The organism is Kosakonia pseudosacchari, assembly GCF_900184035.1.
GTDB lineage: Bacteria > Pseudomonadota > Gammaproteobacteria > Enterobacterales > Enterobacteriaceae > Kosakonia > Kosakonia pseudosacchari.
The window spans coordinates 110739-125662 of the sequence record NZ_FXWP01000027.1; the positions used below are offsets into that span (position 1 = coordinate 110739).

Below are 14924 nucleotides of genomic sequence, written 5' to 3' on the forward strand. Positions count from 1 at the left end.
CGATTTAGCTAGATATTACCCCTGCGGCGCGCAGAAAGGTAAGTCGTGATGAGAAATGTTGTTGTTTTTTTTCATTACATGATCAGAGTCGGATTTTACCCACTGCGTATTGGGCAAATATCCCGCTTTATCAGGGCGAAAGAACAGTTTTTTCATCACAACAGAATAACGCACGTCCTGACAAGGCTTAACAGTTTCGGGAATTACGTAAAAGCAGTACAGTGCACTGTAATAAAATTACAACTGAGGCCTGGCTGAAGCTCCAGGATAGCCAACTGAGGAGAAAGACATGGCGGTAATACAAACAGCCCAGGCGTGTGACCTGGTCATTTTCGGCGCTAAGGGCGACCTCGCCCGCCGGAAATTGCTGCCTTCCCTGTACCAACTGGAAAAAGCGGGCCAGATTCACCCGGAGACACGGATCCTGGGCGTGGGCCGCGCTGATTGGGATAAGGAAGCGTATACCAAGGTTGTTCGCGAAGCGCTTGAAACCTTTATGAAGGAAAAGATCGACGAGAGCCTGTGGGATAAGCTGAGTGGTCGTCTGGATTTTTGCAATCTGGACGTTAACGATACGTCAGCCTTCAAACGTCTCGGTGCGATGCTGGATCAAAAAAACCGTACCACCATCAACTACTTCGCCATGCCACCGAGCACCTTTGGCGCAATCTGCAAAGGCCTGGGTGAAGCGAAACTGAACGCCAAACCGGCGCGCGTGGTGATGGAAAAACCGCTGGGCACCTCGCTTGCCACATCGCGGGAAATCAATGACCAGGTGGGCGAATTTTTCGAAGAGTGCCAGGTTTATCGTATTGACCACTACCTCGGTAAAGAGACGGTGCTCAACCTGCTGGCGCTGCGTTTTGCGAACTCTCTTTTCGTCAATAACTGGGACAATCGCACCATCGATCACGTTGAAATCACCGTGGCGGAAGAGGTGGGCATTGAAGGGCGCTGGGGCTATTTCGACCAGGCCGGACAGATGCGCGATATGATCCAGAACCACTTGTTGCAAATTCTGTGCATGATTGCCATGTCGCCGCCGTCCGATCTGAGCGCCGACAGCATTCGTGACGAAAAAGTAAAAGTATTGAAGTCGCTGCGCCGTATTGATCGCACCAACGTGCGTGAAAAAACCGTACGCGGCCAGTACAGCGCCGGTTTCGCTCAGGGCAAGAAAGTACCGGGCTATCTGGAAGAAGAGGGCGCGAATAAAACCAGCAACACCGAAACGTTCGTTGCTATCCGTGTCGACATTGATAACTGGCGTTGGGCGGGTGTGCCGTTCTACCTGCGCACCGGTAAGCGTTTGCCGACCAAGTGTTCTGAAGTGGTTGTGTACTTTAAAACACCTGAGCTGAATCTGTTCAAAGAGTCCTGGCAGGATCTGCCGCAGAACAAGCTAACGATTCGTCTGCAGCCGGATGAAGGGGTGGATATCCAGGTACTGAACAAAGTGCCGGGTCTCGATCACAAACATAATTTGCAGATTACCAAGCTGGATCTGAGCTATTCCGAAACGTTCAATCAGACACATCTGGCAGATGCTTATGAGCGTCTGTTACTGGAAACAATGCGCGGTATTCAGGCGCTGTTCGTGCGTCGTGACGAAGTGGAAGAAGCCTGGAAATGGGTCGATTCCATCACGGAAGCCTGGGCGGCGGATAACGACTCGCCGAAACCTTATCAGGCGGGAACCTGGGGGCCAGTGGCCTCGGTGGCCATGATCACCCGTGACGGCCGTTCCTGGAACGAGTTTGAGTGATTTGCTGTCGGTTAAAGTTGCGCAATTTTACCGGTAACATGATCTAACTCAGCTATCCGAACAATTTTTCATCTTTCAAGCCCCGACTGGATTCACCAGCGGGGCTTTTTTTATTACACTGGCTGAAGCGATTTTGCCTTTGGGGCGCGGCGCTCTGGTGTTTTCAGCTTGTTACGTAAAGCTAATCGCACTGTTAACGCGGCTTCCCCGGACAGATAAATTTCAGGAGCTTCTATGAACCCGACAATGTTACGCGTAACAAATCGCATTATTGAACGTTCGCGCGAAACCCGCTCAGCCTATCTGGCACGTATTGAACAAGCGAAAAGCGATACCGTACGCCGTTCAACACTCGCCTGTGGTAACCTGGCGCACGGCTTTGCCGCTTGCCAGCCCGATGATAAAGCCTCCCTCAAAAGCATGTTGCGCAACAACATTGCGATCATCACGTCTTATAACGACATGCTCTCCGCGCACCAGCCTTACGAGGTTTATCCGGATATCATCCGTAAAGCACTGCATTCAGTAAATGCAGTTGGGCAGGTGGCTGGTGGTGTTCCGGCCATGTGTGATGGCGTAACGCAAGGCCAGGACGGGATGGAATTGTCCTTACTGAGCCGTGAAGTGATTGCGATGTCTGCTGCGGTCGGCCTGTCGCACAATATGTTCGATGGCGCGCTGTATCTTGGCGTGTGCGACAAAATCGTCCCGGGACTGGCAATGGCAGCATTGTCGTTTGGCCACCTGCCGGCACTTTTTGTGCCATCAGGCCCGATGGCGAGCGGCCTGGCAAACAAAGAGAAAGTGCGTATCCGCCAGCTTTATGCTGAGGGCAAAGTCGATCGCATGGCTCTGCTGGAATCTGAAGCCGCATCCTATCACGCTCCAGGCACCTGTACCTTCTACGGTACTGCCAATACCAACCAGATGGTGATTGAGTTCATGGGCATGCAGTTGCCGGGTTCCTCGTTTGTCCATCCTGATGCGCCGTTGCGCAAAGCGTTGACGGAGGCTGCGGCCCGTCAGGTAACGCGTCTTACCGGTAACGGCAATGAATGGATGCCGCTTGGCAAAATGATCGATGAAAAAGTGGTGGTCAACGGTATCGTTTCGCTTCTGGCGACCGGTGGGTCCACTAACCACACGATGCATCTGGTGGCGATGGCACGAGCTGCAGGCATCATCATTAACTGGGATGATTTCTCCGATCTCTCTGACGTTGTTCCTTTGCTGGCACGTCTCTACCCGAATGGCCCGGCGGATATTAACCACTTCCAGGCCGCAGGCGGTGTGCCGGTATTACTGCGCGAGTTGCTGAAAGGCGGCCTGCTGCATGAAGATGTCAATACGGTCGCAGGTTTTGGTCTGGCGCGCTATACCCACGAGCCGTGGCTCAATAACGGCGAACTGGACTGGCGTGATGGCGCAGCCGCGTCGCTGGATGACAACGTTATCGCCAGCATTGATAAACCGTTTTCTAAACATGGCGGCACTAAAGTGCTGAGCGGCAACCTCGGGCGTGCGGTAATGAAAACCTCCGCTGTTCCGGTAGAAAACCAGGTGATTGAAGCGCCGGCGGTGGTTTTTGAAAGTCAGCATGACGTACTGCCCGCCTTTGAAGCAGGTCTGCTGGACCGCGATTGTGTGGTGGTTGTTCGCCATCAGGGGCCAAAAGCGAACGGTATGCCAGAATTACATAAACTCATGCCGCCACTTGGTGTATTATTGGACCGCCGTTTCAAAATTGCATTAGTTACTGATGGACGGCTGTCAGGGGCATCAGGTAAAGTGCCGTCGGCAATTCACGTTACACCAGAAGCATATGATGGCGGGTTGCTGGCAAAAGTGCATGATGGCGACATGATTCGGGTTAACGGGCAGACCGGCGAATTAACGCTGCTGGTTGATGACAACGTTCTTGCCGCACGTCAGCCACATATTCCTGACCTTAGCGCGATGCGCGTGGGCACAGGGCGTGAAATGTTTGGTGCGCTGCGGGAAAAACTTTCCGGCGCAGAGCAGGGCGCGACCTGTATCACTTTTTAAGACGACAAGATTTTAGTTCTGGCGAGAGAAAAACACTGATGAAAAACTGGAAAACGAGTGCAGAAGCAATCCTGAAAACGGGTCCGGTAGTGCCGGTAATCGTAGTGAACAAACTGGAGCACGCCGTACCGATGGCGAAAGCGCTGGTTGCAGGTGGTGTTCGCGTTCTGGAAGTGACTCTGCGTACGGCTTGCGCTATCGATGCTATTCGCGCTATCGCGAAGGAAGTGCCGGACGCGATTATCGGTGCGGGTACTGTGCTGAACCCGCAGCAACTGGCAGAAGTGACCGCAGCTGGCGCACAGTTCGCCATCAGCCCGGGCCTGACCGAGCCGCTGCTAAAAGCCGCGACCGAAGGCACTATCCCGTTGATCCCGGGTATCAGCACCGTTTCTGAACTGATGCTGGGTATGGACTACGGTCTGAAGGAGTTTAAATTCTTCCCGGCGGAAGCCAATGGCGGCACCAAAGCGCTGCAGGCGATTGCGGGTCCGTTCTCGCAGGTACGTTTCTGCCCGACTGGTGGCATCTCTCCGGCTAACTACCGTGATTACCTGGCGCTGAAAAGCGTGCTGTGCATCGGTGGTTCCTGGCTGGTACCGGCCGATGCGCTGGAAGCAGGCGACTACGATCGCATCACTAAACTGGCTCGCGAAGCAGTTGAAGGCGCGAAACAGTAATTTTCGCTGGGCCTGAAGCCCGCCTGATAAAAGCCTGGTCGTATAACGTCGACCGGGCTTTTTTTTATGACTCTGACTCGTCTTGGGTCACGGACATCGAAAGATGTGATTCTGGTTAATGCCCCCAGAGTTAACTCTCAGGGGGCTGGCAGGTGCTTCTTTATTAAGAGACCTTGTGCGTTTCAGTAAATACTCACGCCCCTACAGGAAGGGCAGTTTACCCGTTGACCTTCACCGCCGCCGCTGCCGCAACAGCGTATTCCACCGCTTTTTCGACGTTATCTGCCACAGCCAGCGCGACCCCCATACGGCGGGAACCCGCAATTTCCGGCTTGCCGAACAGGCGCAACTGCACGCCAGCACCCACCGCATTGTCCACATCATCAAAGGTGACATTCTGGCTGGTCAGGCGTGGCAGGATCACGGCCGAAGCGGACGGTCCATACTGACGAATGGCGCCAATGGGCATGCCGAGAAACGCGCGGACATGCAGGGCAAACTCGGAAAGATCCTGCGAAATCAGGGTCACCATGCCGGTATCGTGCGGGCGCGGAGAAACTTCGCTAAAGATAACGTCATCGCCGCAAACAAAAAGCTCAACGCCAAACAGACCGTAACCGCCAAGCGCCAGCACCACTTTGCTGGCAATAGCTTGCGCGCGCTCCAGCGCCAGGGGCGACATTTGCTGCGGTTGCCAGGATTCGCGGTAGTCGCCATCTTCCTGGCGATGACCGACTGGTGCGCAGAAGTGAACACCGTCGACGGCGCTGATGGTCAGCAGCGTGATTTCAAAATCAAAATTGACCACGCCTTCAACAATGACGCGCCCGGCGCCTGCTCGACCCCCTTGCTGGGCATATTCCCAGGCGCTTGCTAACTGATCGGCGCTTTTAATAAAGCTCTGGCCTTTACCGGAGGAGCTCATCACCGGCTTTACAATACAAGGCAAACCTATCTCCGCGACGGCTTGCTGAAAGGCAGCTTCACTGTCGGCAAAGCGATAGCTGGAGGTCGGCAACTGTAACTCTTCAGCCGCCAGGCGGCGGATACCTTCACGATTCATCGTAAGCCTGGTGGCGCGTGCGCAGGGGACAACATGTTGACCCTGCGCTTCCAGTTCAATCAGCGTATCGGTGGCGATAGCTTCGATCTCCGGCACGATAAAGTGGGGCTTTTCCTGCGCAACCAGCGCTTTCAACGCCGTGCCATCGAGCATGTTGATGACATGCGAGCGATGCGCAACATGCATCGCTGGTGCGTCGGGATAGCGATCCACGGCGATCACTTCAATACCCAGACGCTGGCATTCGATAGCAACTTCCTTGCCCAGTTCGCCAGAGCCTAATAACATCACGCGTGTTGCTGCAGGGCGCAGCGCCGTTCCTAAAAGAGTCATAGCATTATACCGTTAGAAAAAATTTGCGCGCAGTATAAACGAAAACGTTTGCGTCTGTCTTTTATCACTTGCGGTGGTTTTTTCATCGCGCTACTATACTGTATAAATACACAGTTAAATGAGGCTGCATCATGGCGGTAGAAGTTAAATACGTAGTCATTCGTGAAGGTGAGGAAAAAATGTCTTTTGCCAGCAAAAAGGAAGCCGATGCTTACGATAAGATGCTCGATTTGGCCGAAGTTCTCGGTGACTGGCTTGCAACAGGGCCGGTAGCACTGGAAGACAACGCGCGTGATGAGATGGCGCTGTGGCTTGCCGAGCAAAAAGAGGCGCTTAACGGCATTCTGAAATCAGGCAAATTGCCGGGTGCTGAAACGGAAGACGCGGCAGCACCGGCCGACTCTTCTGATGCAGAAACCGCTGACGCTGTGGATATCAAAACTGCAGCGAAACGCGTGAAAGTCGCGTGATCTTGCACTGCCAGCAATTTGTACCATGCTTTGAAGGGGTAAAAATCAGGAGATAAGCATGAAAATAGCAGGAGTTTTCACTGGTCTGCTTTTGCTGGCAGGTAGCACGGCGGCGTATGCCGCCACGGATAAGGCGGTGAAATTTCCCTCGTGCGAGGGGCTCAAGGCAGACGGCATTGCCGCCAGTGTTAAGCGGGATTATCTGCAGAATCGCATTGTCCGATGGGCTGATGATCAAAAGAAACTGGGGCAGGCCGATCCGGTTGCCTGGGTCAATCCGAAGGAAATTACTGTTAAGGATGATAAATGGGTTGTGGCGTTAACCGTTCGCGGCAAAAGCACGGACATTCACTATCGCGTCGCCATCGATTGTAAAGCTGGAACCGCAGAGTATCAGCCGCGATCGTAACAGCGCATTTTCCCATTCTTTTCAGATATAGACACTTCCTGACATCCCCCTCGCTTACTCTGTGCGCACAACTATCATGGTAAGCGAGGGTTCTATGAGCTGGTTAAATCAACTGCAGTCGTTACTTGGTCAGAAAAGTGATACACAGACGCCGAGTTCAGGTGGGCAGGGGCTTAATAATTTATTGGTGCCGGGTGCATTAGGTGGCCTGGCGGGTCTGCTGGTTGCCAGTAAATCATCGCGTAAATTGCTCGCGAAATATGGAACGGGTGCTTTGCTGGTGGGCGGAGGCGCCGTTGCGGGCAGCGTGCTGTGGAATAAGTACAAGGATCGCATCCGGGATGCACATCAGGGTGAGCCGAAATTTGGCCAGCAAAACACGCCCCTGGATGTACGCACTGAGCGGCTGATCCTGGCGCTGGTATTCGCCGCTAAAAGCGATGGACACATCGATGATAAAGAACGCGCGGCGATAGAACAGCAATTGCGTGAAGCGGGCGTGGAAGCGCAAGGGCAGCAACTGGTGTCGAATGCTATAGACCAGCCGCTGGATCCCGCGCGTCTGGCGCAGGGAGTGCAAAACGAAGAAGAAGCGCTGGAAGTTTACTTCCTGAGCTGCGCCGTTATCGATATCGATCATTTTATGGAGCGCAGCTATTTAAACGCGCTGGGCGATGCGTTAAAAATTCCGCAAGACGTGCGAGAAGATATCGAGGCAGATCTCAAAAAGCAGAAATTAGCGCTTAGCTCATGATCTACATTACGTTTCGCTTGCATCGCGCGCGGGTTTTGCCACCCTTATAGGTATGTAAAACCAAATAAGAATTGTGTTATGTCGCCGAAAGCAAAAAAAATCCCGCACGCCATGACAATGCATGGTGATACGCGTATCGACAACTATTACTGGCTGCGGGATGATACGCGCTCACAGCCAGATGTTCTGGATTATCTCCATCAGGAAAATGATTACGGGCGTGAGGTAATGGCCTCCCAGCAAGCGTTGCAGGACGACGTGCTGGCAGAAATCATCTCGCGAATACCTCAGCGCGAAGTCTCCGCGCCCTATATTAAAAATGGCTACCGTTACCGGCACATCTACGAGCCGGGAAATGAATATGCCATTTATCAGCGTCAGTCGGTTCTCAGTTCCGAGTGGGATGAGTGGTCGGTGTTACTGGATGCCAACCAGCGTGCGTCTCACAGTGAGTTCTACACCCTTGGCGGCATGGAAGTCTCACCCGACAACACCATCATGGCGATTGCCGAAGATTATCTTTCCCGCAGACAATATGGTCTGCGTTTTCGCAATCTTGAAACGGGCAACTGGTATCCGGAAATGCTGGATAATGTCTCGCCGGAATTTGTCTGGGTTAATGATTCTGAAACGCTCTACTATGTGCGCAAACATGCCACAACTTTACTGCCTTACCAGGTCTGGCGACACACCATAGGCACGCCTTCGCAGCAGGATGAGCTGGTGTATGAAGAGCAGGATGAGACCTTTTATGTTGGCCTGAGCAAAACTACCTCCCAGCACTACATCACTATTCATCTCGCCAGCGCGACTACCAGTGAAGTTCTCCTGCTTGATGCAGAACTGCCGGATGCGCAACCGCTGCGTTTTCTGCCAAGGCGCAAAGATCACGAATATAGCCTCGATCATTACCAGCACACCTTTTATTTGCGATCTAACCGGGATGGTAAAAATTTCGGCCTGTATCGAACCAAAGTGCGCGATGAACGGCGTTGGGAAGTGCTGATCCCGGCGCGTGAGCAGGTGATGCTCGAAGGGTTTACGCTGTTTACTGACTGGCTGGTTGTGGAAGAACGGCAGCGCGGCTTAACGAGTTTGCGCCAGATTAACCGCAAAACGCGGGAAGTTGTCGGTATTGCGTTTGATGATCCCGCCTATGTCACCTGGCTTGCCTACAATCCGGAACCGGAAACATCACGCCTGCGTTATGGCTACTCATCAATGACCATGCCGGATACGCTGTTTGAGCTGGATATGGATACCGGAGAGCGGCGTGTACTGAAACAAATGGAAGTAGCGGGGTTTGATTCCAGCGATTATCGCAGCGAGCACTTGTGGATCCACGCCAGAGATGGTGTCGAAGTGCCAGTGTCGCTGGTTTATAACCATAAATATTTCCGCAAAGGTGAGAATCCGTTACTGGTTTATGGGTATGGTTCTTACGGCGCCAGTATGGATGCAGATTTTAGCAGTAGTCGGCTCAGCTTGCTGGATCGCGGGTTTGTCTGCGCTATCGCGCATATTCGCGGCGGCGGCGAATTGGGGCATTCCTGGTATGAGGACGGGAAGTTCCTCAACAAAAAAAACACTTTTAATGATTTTATCGATGTCACCGACAACTTGCTGGCGCAAGGCTATGGCTCGCCACTGTTCTGTTATGGCATGGGGGGGAGCGCGGGCGGATTACTGATGGGCGCGGTCATCAACCAACGTCCATCGCTGTTCCACGGCGTCATTGCCCAGGTGCCGTTTGTCGATGCTCTGACCACCATGCTTGATGAGTCAATTCCGTTAACCACCGGGGAATTTGAAGAGTGGGGCAATCCGCAGGATGAAACCTATTATCACTACATTAAAAGTTATAGCCCGTACGACAATATTGCAGCGCATGCCTATCCGCATATGCTGGTAACGACCGGTCTTCACGATTCGCAGGTACAATACTGGGAGCCTGCAAAATGGGTCGCGAAGCTGCGTGAATATAAAACCGATGATAATTTGCTATTGCTGTGCACGGATATGGATTCCGGACATGGTGGAAAATCCGGCCGGTTTAAATCCTACGAAGGTGTTGCACTGGAATATGCGTTTTTAATCGCCCTGGCACAGGGAACATTGCCCGGAAAAGGGAACGGTTACTCTTCGCCCAGGTAGTGTTTTAATGTTAATCGCAGCTCCGGGCTCATGCGCTCCAGGTTGTTAAACAACCAGCGCAGGTATCCCGGATCGCGATCGGCGATTTCAGAGACGGCTTTACCCCGGTATTTACCGAACGTAAATGTTGTCAGCAACGCGGGGCGACCGGTTACTGTGGCCATTTGATCGGGTGTCCAGCCGGACACCTGCATAATGTCGATCAACAGCGCAGCGGTGATGTAGCAATCATATAACGCGCGGTGGTGATGCAATCCGGCAGGCGTTTGAACACTCAACTTACGTGATTTATACAGCGCCATATTGCTGTATTTGATGCCGGGCCACAGGCGGCGCGCCAGTTTCATGGTACAAATCCACTCTCCCGGCATTTCAGGCAACACCCGGCGGTCAAAACTGGCATTGTGCGCGACATACCAGTCGCTCCCGTAATAGTGTGGAACAACCTCCTCAATCCATGGCTGATGAGCGACCATCGCTTCGGTGATATGGTGTATCGCCATCGCCTGCGGGCTGATTGGCCTGTCCGGGCGTACCAGATGGCTCATCGGATTAACAATCTGCCCGTCGACAACATCAACGGAGGCAATTTCAACAATGCCTCCTTGCAAATCGCAGGTTTCGGTATCGATAACGCGTAACATGCCTGGCTCCATTATTTCACTTTGGGCTCGTAAGGCAGGCGGGAGAGCGACACAGAGGCCAGACGGTGGGCTATCAACCGCTCTCTAAACCAGCTCCGCAGATGTTCCGGTTGCTCGCGTTCAACGGCTTCGGCAATCACCGGCATGTTGTAACGCTCTTTAAACGCGACACCCGCCGCAGCAAGGTCAACGTTGACCTTGTCCATCTCTTGTTGTTCAAGCTGCGCAAGATTGGTAATCATGATGTTCTCCTGGGTTCACGCGGCAAAAGTTACTAAGCCTGTCGCAGAAAGACAAGCGTGCCGACGATGATACTCGACGCGATTATTGTACAGCGTTATTCTTTGTGTCATATGCATAACTAAAAGGAATGAACAATATGCCTGTTGCATCCTGTCGCCACTGGCGAGCCATCGCATTGATTGTCAGCCTGTTCGCGACACCTGCTGTTCTGGCGCATGCTCATCTTAAAGGGCAGTACCCCGCCGCAGATGCAGCCGTTGCGGCCGCGCCACAAGCATTAACGCTGAATTTCTCTGAAGGCATCGAGCCTAAATTTAGCGGCGTCGCAGTGACCAATGCGCAGCAGCGAATTATCAAGACTGGCGTGGTAAAGCGCAATGAGAATGACAAAAAGCAGATGATTGTTCCGCTGGAAGAACCGCTGCCAACGGGCAACTATACCGTTAACTGGCATGTCGTTTCCGTTGACGGGCACAAAACCAGTGGCCAATACGCATTTTCCGTGAAGTGACTGATGTTAGCAGCCGTGTTGGTTGGATTACGTTTTGTGCATTTTGCGTCTCTGATGCAGGTCTTGGGCTGCACGTTATTTAGTGTGTGGTTCGCGCCGGGCAGCCTGCAACGGCTTCTCGCGCAACGCTTTCTTTTTTGGCAACGAGGCTGTTTATGGCTTGCCGCAGTCAGTGCAGCAGCGATGTTTGCCGTGCAGGGCGGTGTAATGGGCGATGGCTGGTCTGATGTCGTGCGTCCGGATATCTGGCTGGTAGCCGCTGGCACACAAACCGGGGCCGTGCTGGTGTGGCAGGTTGTTGCTGCGTGTCTGGCGCTTGTTGTCGTGCTTATGCAACCGTTACAGCAACGTAAAATACTGCTACTGGTAATTCTGCAATTTGTACTGGCCGCAGGAATAGGGCATGCCGCGATGCGTGAGGGCGCAATGGGCGTCGTGCAGCGGGGTACTCACGCAGTGCATTTATTATGTGCCGCGATGTGGCTGGGCGGGTTGTTGCCGGTATTATTCTGCATGAAACTGGCTCGCGGCCCCTGGCGTGCATCGGCAATTGCCGCCATGATGCGCTTTTCCTGGTACGGCCATTTCGCCGTCGCGGGCGTGATCCTCACTGGCGCTATCAATACGCTCTTAATACAGGGTTTGGCCAGGCCATGGCAGAGCCTCTGGGGCCAGGGGTTATTGTTGAAATGTGCGCTTGTGGCGTTGATGGTAGTAATAGCTGTCATGAATCGGTATGTTCTGGTGCCGCGACTGACTCTGCAAAGTGACACTGCCCGGCAGCGTTTTATCGCATTGACCTGGGCTGAAGTCGGGCTGGGCGCACTGGTGCTGGCAGCAGTAAGTTTGTTTGCAACATGGGAACCTTTTTGAATGAACCTGGCGGGAAAAATGAAGAAGAGTTTATTAGTTCTGGTAATGCTGGCATGTTCAGGTACGGTACTGGCTTCGCCACAGGTCATTACGGTAAGCCGCTTTGAGATTGGCAAAGACAAATGGGCATTTAACCGTGAGGAAGTGATGCTGACGTGCCGGCCAGGTCATGCGTTGTATGCCATCAACCCCAGCACGCTGGTGCAATACCCATTGAATGATGTGGCTGAAAAAGAAGTTGCCAGTGGTAAGACTATTGCTCAGCCGATTAGCATCATCCAGATCGATAATCCTGCCAAACCTGGTGAAAAAATGAGTCTTGCCCCTTTTATTACGCGAGCTGAGACGCTTTGTTAAAATTCAGCGTTAATCCGCTGATCCACAATAAAAAACCGCAAGCCTGAATAAACAAGCCTTGCGGTTTTCGCCTTTCATTAGCGTGACGGTAACCCAATTTTTCTGACCACTTTTGTCGCGGACTGGAAAACCTGACGCCGTCATCTATTCTTAAAGTGCAAGGCGACTTAGCCTGCATTAATGCCAACTTTTAGCGCACGGCTCTCTCCCAAGAGCCATTTCCCTGGACCGAATACAGGAATCGTGTTCGGTCTTTTTTTATCTCTACGTCATGCAGGTTTCTTTATCTCGTCCTGAAAATTCCCAAAACCGTGCATCGCCACAAACCATAACATATTCTGCACCGCGTGCGTCCAGGTATTTTTTTGTGATTACGATGTTTTTATGACCACAACAATGCATGCCAGAACACCTCTTTATGCCGCATCTAATAACCAGCCTGTAAGCCACGGGAAACCGTCACGTACCGCGGGGTTATGGTTTCCCGAGGCACAGAAGTAAAAGCATCTACGCTGGAGAGGTTCTGATCGGGAGTCCGTTGATAGTTTTACGCGATGTACGTCAGTTTTAACGAACGTTTTTGACCTGTTTGCCCTGGTTCTGGAGCTGCACTTCGCTGACATCTTCACATCACTCCGGTCGCGGCAACCCGCGTAAGACAAATGGAGTACTGCTCGCAAAATACATTTCATGAAACAGCAACATGCAGAGCGTAGTGATGAAAAATATAAATATTAAGACCTTATAACCGATAAAACGATCCGCCTTTTCAAGGGAATGCACTTAGTATGAAAATAAAGATGTTATTAGCTTCCATGGCGCATGTGGTTTATGGGTAGAGCAATATATAACGTAATGAGCTGAACAGGCTGTCATTAATTTTTTTGAGAAAAGTAACTTAATCCCGGCAGGGTGCCAATTCGTAAAGGAAAGCCAGCAAAAGACCTAAATAACCAACCGGCAAAGGATATGCTGCCAGGTATTTGTGATAACAATATTGCTTATACAAAGCCGGTATCTTTCTCTGAAATTTCTCCACACGAATATGCGGGAGAGTCTTATATCTGCGGTGTCATCTCAGGAGAAACTGAACTTGGCCGTAGAATTGGCATCCGATTTATTTCAGCAGAATCTAGTCACCTGTTTATCGGTTTTACGTTCTCGCGACGACCGATTACCTATATTGCTAAAAACCCGTTCACAGCTCTCGAATACCGTCGAGAAAGTGATTTGTCTAATAAACGCAATAACGAAGTTTTCCTTTAGACCTGCAGGTATTAAAGCTCGATAATTACTTGATATTGTTTGCGTATTTTGCGTCCATGCGCAGCGAGTTGTCGCAGTTCAGGAATACTCCACCGTACTCGCGGCAATATGAAACAGCTGACAATTACATTGATCTCACGGAAGGGGCAGGTCAGCGGCGCGAAGCATCAGGAGAGTACTTGTTGAACCCAGAGGATTTGATGAAAAAAAACCACAACGGGCACAAGAGAATATCAATCGTCCAGTCCAGGGAGCAACTCACGCTAGCTGGACGATTTATCAACACATGCTGTTATGCCGCAAATAAGTGGTTAATTTTTACAATCACATCGTCCAGTAATTCGAAACGACGGCGGTATTCAGCACGTTTTTTACTGGCGATCGCCTCCAGCGGTTTACGCGCGAATTGCACTGGTAAACGCCAGCGCCATGCACTCTCTTTTTCGCCTTCAATTGATGCCCAAAACTCATCATAGCTGGCGTGGAAATGGCGGCCTTTGCTCAGGCGATAGCGCAATGCGCGGAATACGTGCCCGTTGTCACTGACGCCATACATTGCCGAAACGCCGGTAAGCAGGGAAATCTGACTTAAGACTTCAAGCAACATTTTTTTCGGGAAGATACCGTGGCAGGCGCGAGTTGCGACTTTAATAACTTCATGGCTGACACTGCGGCGCGGGCCTTGTAAACCACCAATCACCAGCGCGCGATGGCCTTCTTCACCCACCACACTAAAGGTTACGCTTGCCAGCAAGGTCTGCTCGCCATCATACATCCACAGGGTGGTTTCTCCCTCGCGTTCAGCTTTACTGGCGCACGAGGCATAAACGCTAAAATGCGCATCATCCTTACCGGTAAATTCAATTATCTGCACTGGTACGGGCGAACTCAGCGCTTCCGCCAGTTTTGGCGATACTTTTTCATCAAGCCAGGCGTAGTGGCTGATGATGGCATCTGCACGTTGCGAAGCATTTAACCCGAGCGTTAAATATTGGCGATGAGATTTGCTCGGCAGCGTTATTTGCGCGTCAAGTAAGCGGCTAAAATCCGGGCGCTGCGAAAGCGAGGTAAGCATCCGGTTTGTGGACGACCAGAACAGCAGCGAACGTAACAAAAACTTAATGCGGTAATTACGTTTTTTCCAGATGGGGCCTGGCACAAGACGTCCGCTTACCAGATCGGAAATAATATGCGCATTATGATTTGAGTTAAGTTCTGTTTGCAGGCTGGTATTGGACACGGAGAAAGACCTCTAAAAGTTCAGCGCTTAGTTTAGAGATCATGGAAATACAAATTAACCTTGCTCCCGGCTTTATTTCCGTTCTGTTTAACTTCTATTTAGAAATAGAGGCAAAA

The 14924-nt window shown here is 51.8% G+C and carries 15 protein-coding genes; 11 read left to right on the forward strand and 4 right to left on the reverse strand.

Going from position 1 to position 14924, the window contains the following annotated elements; translation table 11 throughout:
* Positions 1 to 289: 289 nt before the first annotated feature.
* From zwf to kdgA, 3 genes are all read left to right on the forward strand, one after another.
* Positions 290 to 1765, forward strand: coding sequence for a glucose-6-phosphate dehydrogenase (gene zwf / locus BN2591_RS23110; protein WP_086874068.1), 1476 nt, complete (start codon positions 290 to 292; stop codon positions 1763 to 1765).
* 234 nt (positions 1766 to 1999) lie between these two features.
* A complete protein-coding gene (edd, locus tag BN2591_RS23115; RefSeq protein WP_086874069.1) occupies positions 2000 to 3811 on the forward strand; it encodes a phosphogluconate dehydratase in 1812 nt (603 codons plus the stop codon).
* A 38-nt stretch (positions 3812 to 3849) separates the two neighbouring features.
* Positions 3850 to 4491, forward strand: a complete 642-nt coding sequence (gene kdgA / locus BN2591_RS23120) for a bifunctional 4-hydroxy-2-oxoglutarate aldolase/2-dehydro-3-deoxy-phosphogluconate aldolase (RefSeq protein WP_007371596.1) — start codon at positions 3850 to 3852, stop codon at positions 4489 to 4491.
* A gap of 217 nt (positions 4492 to 4708) precedes the next feature.
* On the opposite strand, the gene purT is transcribed toward kdgA, so the two are convergent.
* Positions 4709 to 5887, reverse strand: coding sequence for a formate-dependent phosphoribosylglycinamide formyltransferase (gene purT / locus BN2591_RS23125; protein WP_086874070.1), 1179 nt, complete (start codon positions 5885 to 5887; stop codon positions 4709 to 4711).
* Positions 5888 to 6018: 131 nt separating this feature from the next.
* Between purT and BN2591_RS23130 the strand changes: the two genes are divergently transcribed.
* The 4 genes from BN2591_RS23130 (at position 6019) to ptrB (ending at position 9674) form a co-directional block, all read left to right on the forward strand.
* On the forward strand, positions 6019 to 6357 hold the full coding sequence (locus tag BN2591_RS23130) for a YebG family protein (RefSeq protein WP_086874071.1): 339 nt from the start codon (positions 6019 to 6021) through the stop codon (positions 6355 to 6357).
* A gap of 58 nt (positions 6358 to 6415) precedes the next feature.
* On the forward strand, positions 6416 to 6766 hold the full coding sequence (gene yebF, locus BN2591_RS23135; RefSeq protein WP_086874072.1) for a protein YebF: 351 nt from the start codon (positions 6416 to 6418) through the stop codon (positions 6764 to 6766).
* A gap of 94 nt (positions 6767 to 6860) precedes the next feature.
* On the forward strand, positions 6861 to 7520 hold the full coding sequence (locus tag BN2591_RS23140) for a tellurite resistance TerB family protein (RefSeq protein WP_086874073.1): 660 nt from the start codon (positions 6861 to 6863) through the stop codon (positions 7518 to 7520).
* A 78-nt stretch (positions 7521 to 7598) separates the two neighbouring features.
* Positions 7599 to 9674, forward strand: a complete 2076-nt coding sequence (gene ptrB / locus BN2591_RS23145; protein WP_086874074.1) for an oligopeptidase B — start codon at positions 7599 to 7601, stop codon at positions 9672 to 9674.
* Here ptrB and exoX read toward each other — a convergent pair.
* Both exoX and BN2591_RS23155 read right to left on the reverse strand, forming a co-directional pair.
* Entirely contained in the window at positions 9656 to 10318 is a 663-nt protein-coding gene (gene exoX / locus BN2591_RS23150; RefSeq protein ID WP_086874075.1) for an exodeoxyribonuclease X, read from the reverse strand. The genes ptrB and exoX overlap by 19 nt on opposite strands.
* Before the next feature lie 11 nt (positions 10319 to 10329).
* A complete protein-coding gene (locus tag BN2591_RS23155) occupies positions 10330 to 10560 on the reverse strand; it encodes a DNA polymerase III subunit theta (protein ID WP_086874076.1) in 231 nt (76 codons plus the stop codon).
* Positions 10561 to 10697: 137 nt separating this feature from the next.
* Between BN2591_RS23155 and yobA the strand changes: the two genes are divergently transcribed.
* The 4 genes from yobA to BN2591_RS24425 all read left to right on the forward strand — a co-directional run bounded on the left by yobA (position 10698) and on the right by BN2591_RS24425 (position 13568).
* Positions 10698 to 11072 (forward strand): CopC domain-containing protein YobA, encoded by a 375-nt coding sequence (gene yobA / locus BN2591_RS23160; protein ID WP_086874077.1) that lies wholly within the window; start codon positions 10698 to 10700, stop codon positions 11070 to 11072.
* Positions 11073 to 11075: 3 nt separating this feature from the next.
* A complete protein-coding gene (gene copD, locus BN2591_RS23165; RefSeq protein ID WP_086874078.1) occupies positions 11076 to 11945 on the forward strand; it encodes a copper homeostasis membrane protein CopD in 870 nt (289 codons plus the stop codon).
* A gap of 18 nt (positions 11946 to 11963) precedes the next feature.
* Positions 11964 to 12302, forward strand: a complete 339-nt coding sequence (locus BN2591_RS23170) for a YebY family protein (RefSeq protein ID WP_086874249.1) — start codon at positions 11964 to 11966, stop codon at positions 12300 to 12302.
* A gap of 912 nt (positions 12303 to 13214) precedes the next feature.
* Positions 13215 to 13568 carry a hypothetical protein gene (locus BN2591_RS24425; RefSeq protein ID WP_143468282.1) on the forward strand — a complete coding sequence of 118 codons (354 nt, stop codon included), beginning with the start codon at positions 13215 to 13217 and terminating at the stop codon, positions 13566 to 13568.
* A 292-nt stretch (positions 13569 to 13860) separates the two neighbouring features.
* Here the strand turns inward: BN2591_RS24425 and BN2591_RS23175 are convergent, their stop codons facing one another.
* Positions 13861 to 14808, reverse strand: a complete 948-nt coding sequence (locus BN2591_RS23175; RefSeq protein WP_086874079.1) for a VirK/YbjX family protein — start codon at positions 14806 to 14808, stop codon at positions 13861 to 13863.
* Between the last annotated feature and the right edge of the window lie 116 nt (positions 14809 to 14924).

What these genes read in the sequence shown, in the direction of transcription:
- yobA (WP_086874077.1), top strand. Translation starts at nt 10,698, where the DNA reads ATGCCTGTTGCATCCTGTCGCCACTGGCGAGCCATCGCATTGATTGTC.
- kdgA (WP_007371596.1), top strand. Translation starts at nt 3,850, where the DNA reads ATGAAAAACTGGAAAACGAGTGCAGAAGCAATCCTGAAAACGGGTCCG.
- yebF (WP_086874072.1), top strand. Translation starts at nt 6,416, where the DNA reads ATGAAAATAGCAGGAGTTTTCACTGGTCTGCTTTTGCTGGCAGGTAGC.
- ptrB (WP_086874074.1), top strand. Translation starts at nt 7,599, where the DNA reads ATGTCGCCGAAAGCAAAAAAAATCCCGCACGCCATGACAATGCATGGT.
- BN2591_RS23140 (WP_086874073.1), top strand. Translation starts at nt 6,861, where the DNA reads ATGAGCTGGTTAAATCAACTGCAGTCGTTACTTGGTCAGAAAAGTGAT.
- edd (WP_086874069.1), top strand. Translation starts at nt 2,000, where the DNA reads ATGAACCCGACAATGTTACGCGTAACAAATCGCATTATTGAACGTTCG.
- BN2591_RS23170 (WP_086874249.1), top strand. Translation starts at nt 11,964, where the DNA reads ATGAAGAAGAGTTTATTAGTTCTGGTAATGCTGGCATGTTCAGGTACG.
- purT (WP_086874070.1), bottom strand. Translation starts at nt 5,887, where the DNA reads ATGACTCTTTTAGGAACGGCGCTGCGCCCTGCAGCAACACGCGTGATG.
- exoX (WP_086874075.1), bottom strand. Translation starts at nt 10,318, where the DNA reads ATGTTACGCGTTATCGATACCGAAACCTGCGATTTGCAAGGAGGCATT.
- BN2591_RS23155 (WP_086874076.1), bottom strand. Translation starts at nt 10,560, where the DNA reads ATGATTACCAATCTTGCGCAGCTTGAACAACAAGAGATGGACAAGGTC.
- zwf (WP_086874068.1), top strand. Translation starts at nt 290, where the DNA reads ATGGCGGTAATACAAACAGCCCAGGCGTGTGACCTGGTCATTTTCGGC.
- copD (WP_086874078.1), top strand. Translation starts at nt 11,076, where the DNA reads ATGTTAGCAGCCGTGTTGGTTGGATTACGTTTTGTGCATTTTGCGTCT.
- BN2591_RS23130 (WP_086874071.1), top strand. Translation starts at nt 6,019, where the DNA reads ATGGCGGTAGAAGTTAAATACGTAGTCATTCGTGAAGGTGAGGAAAAA.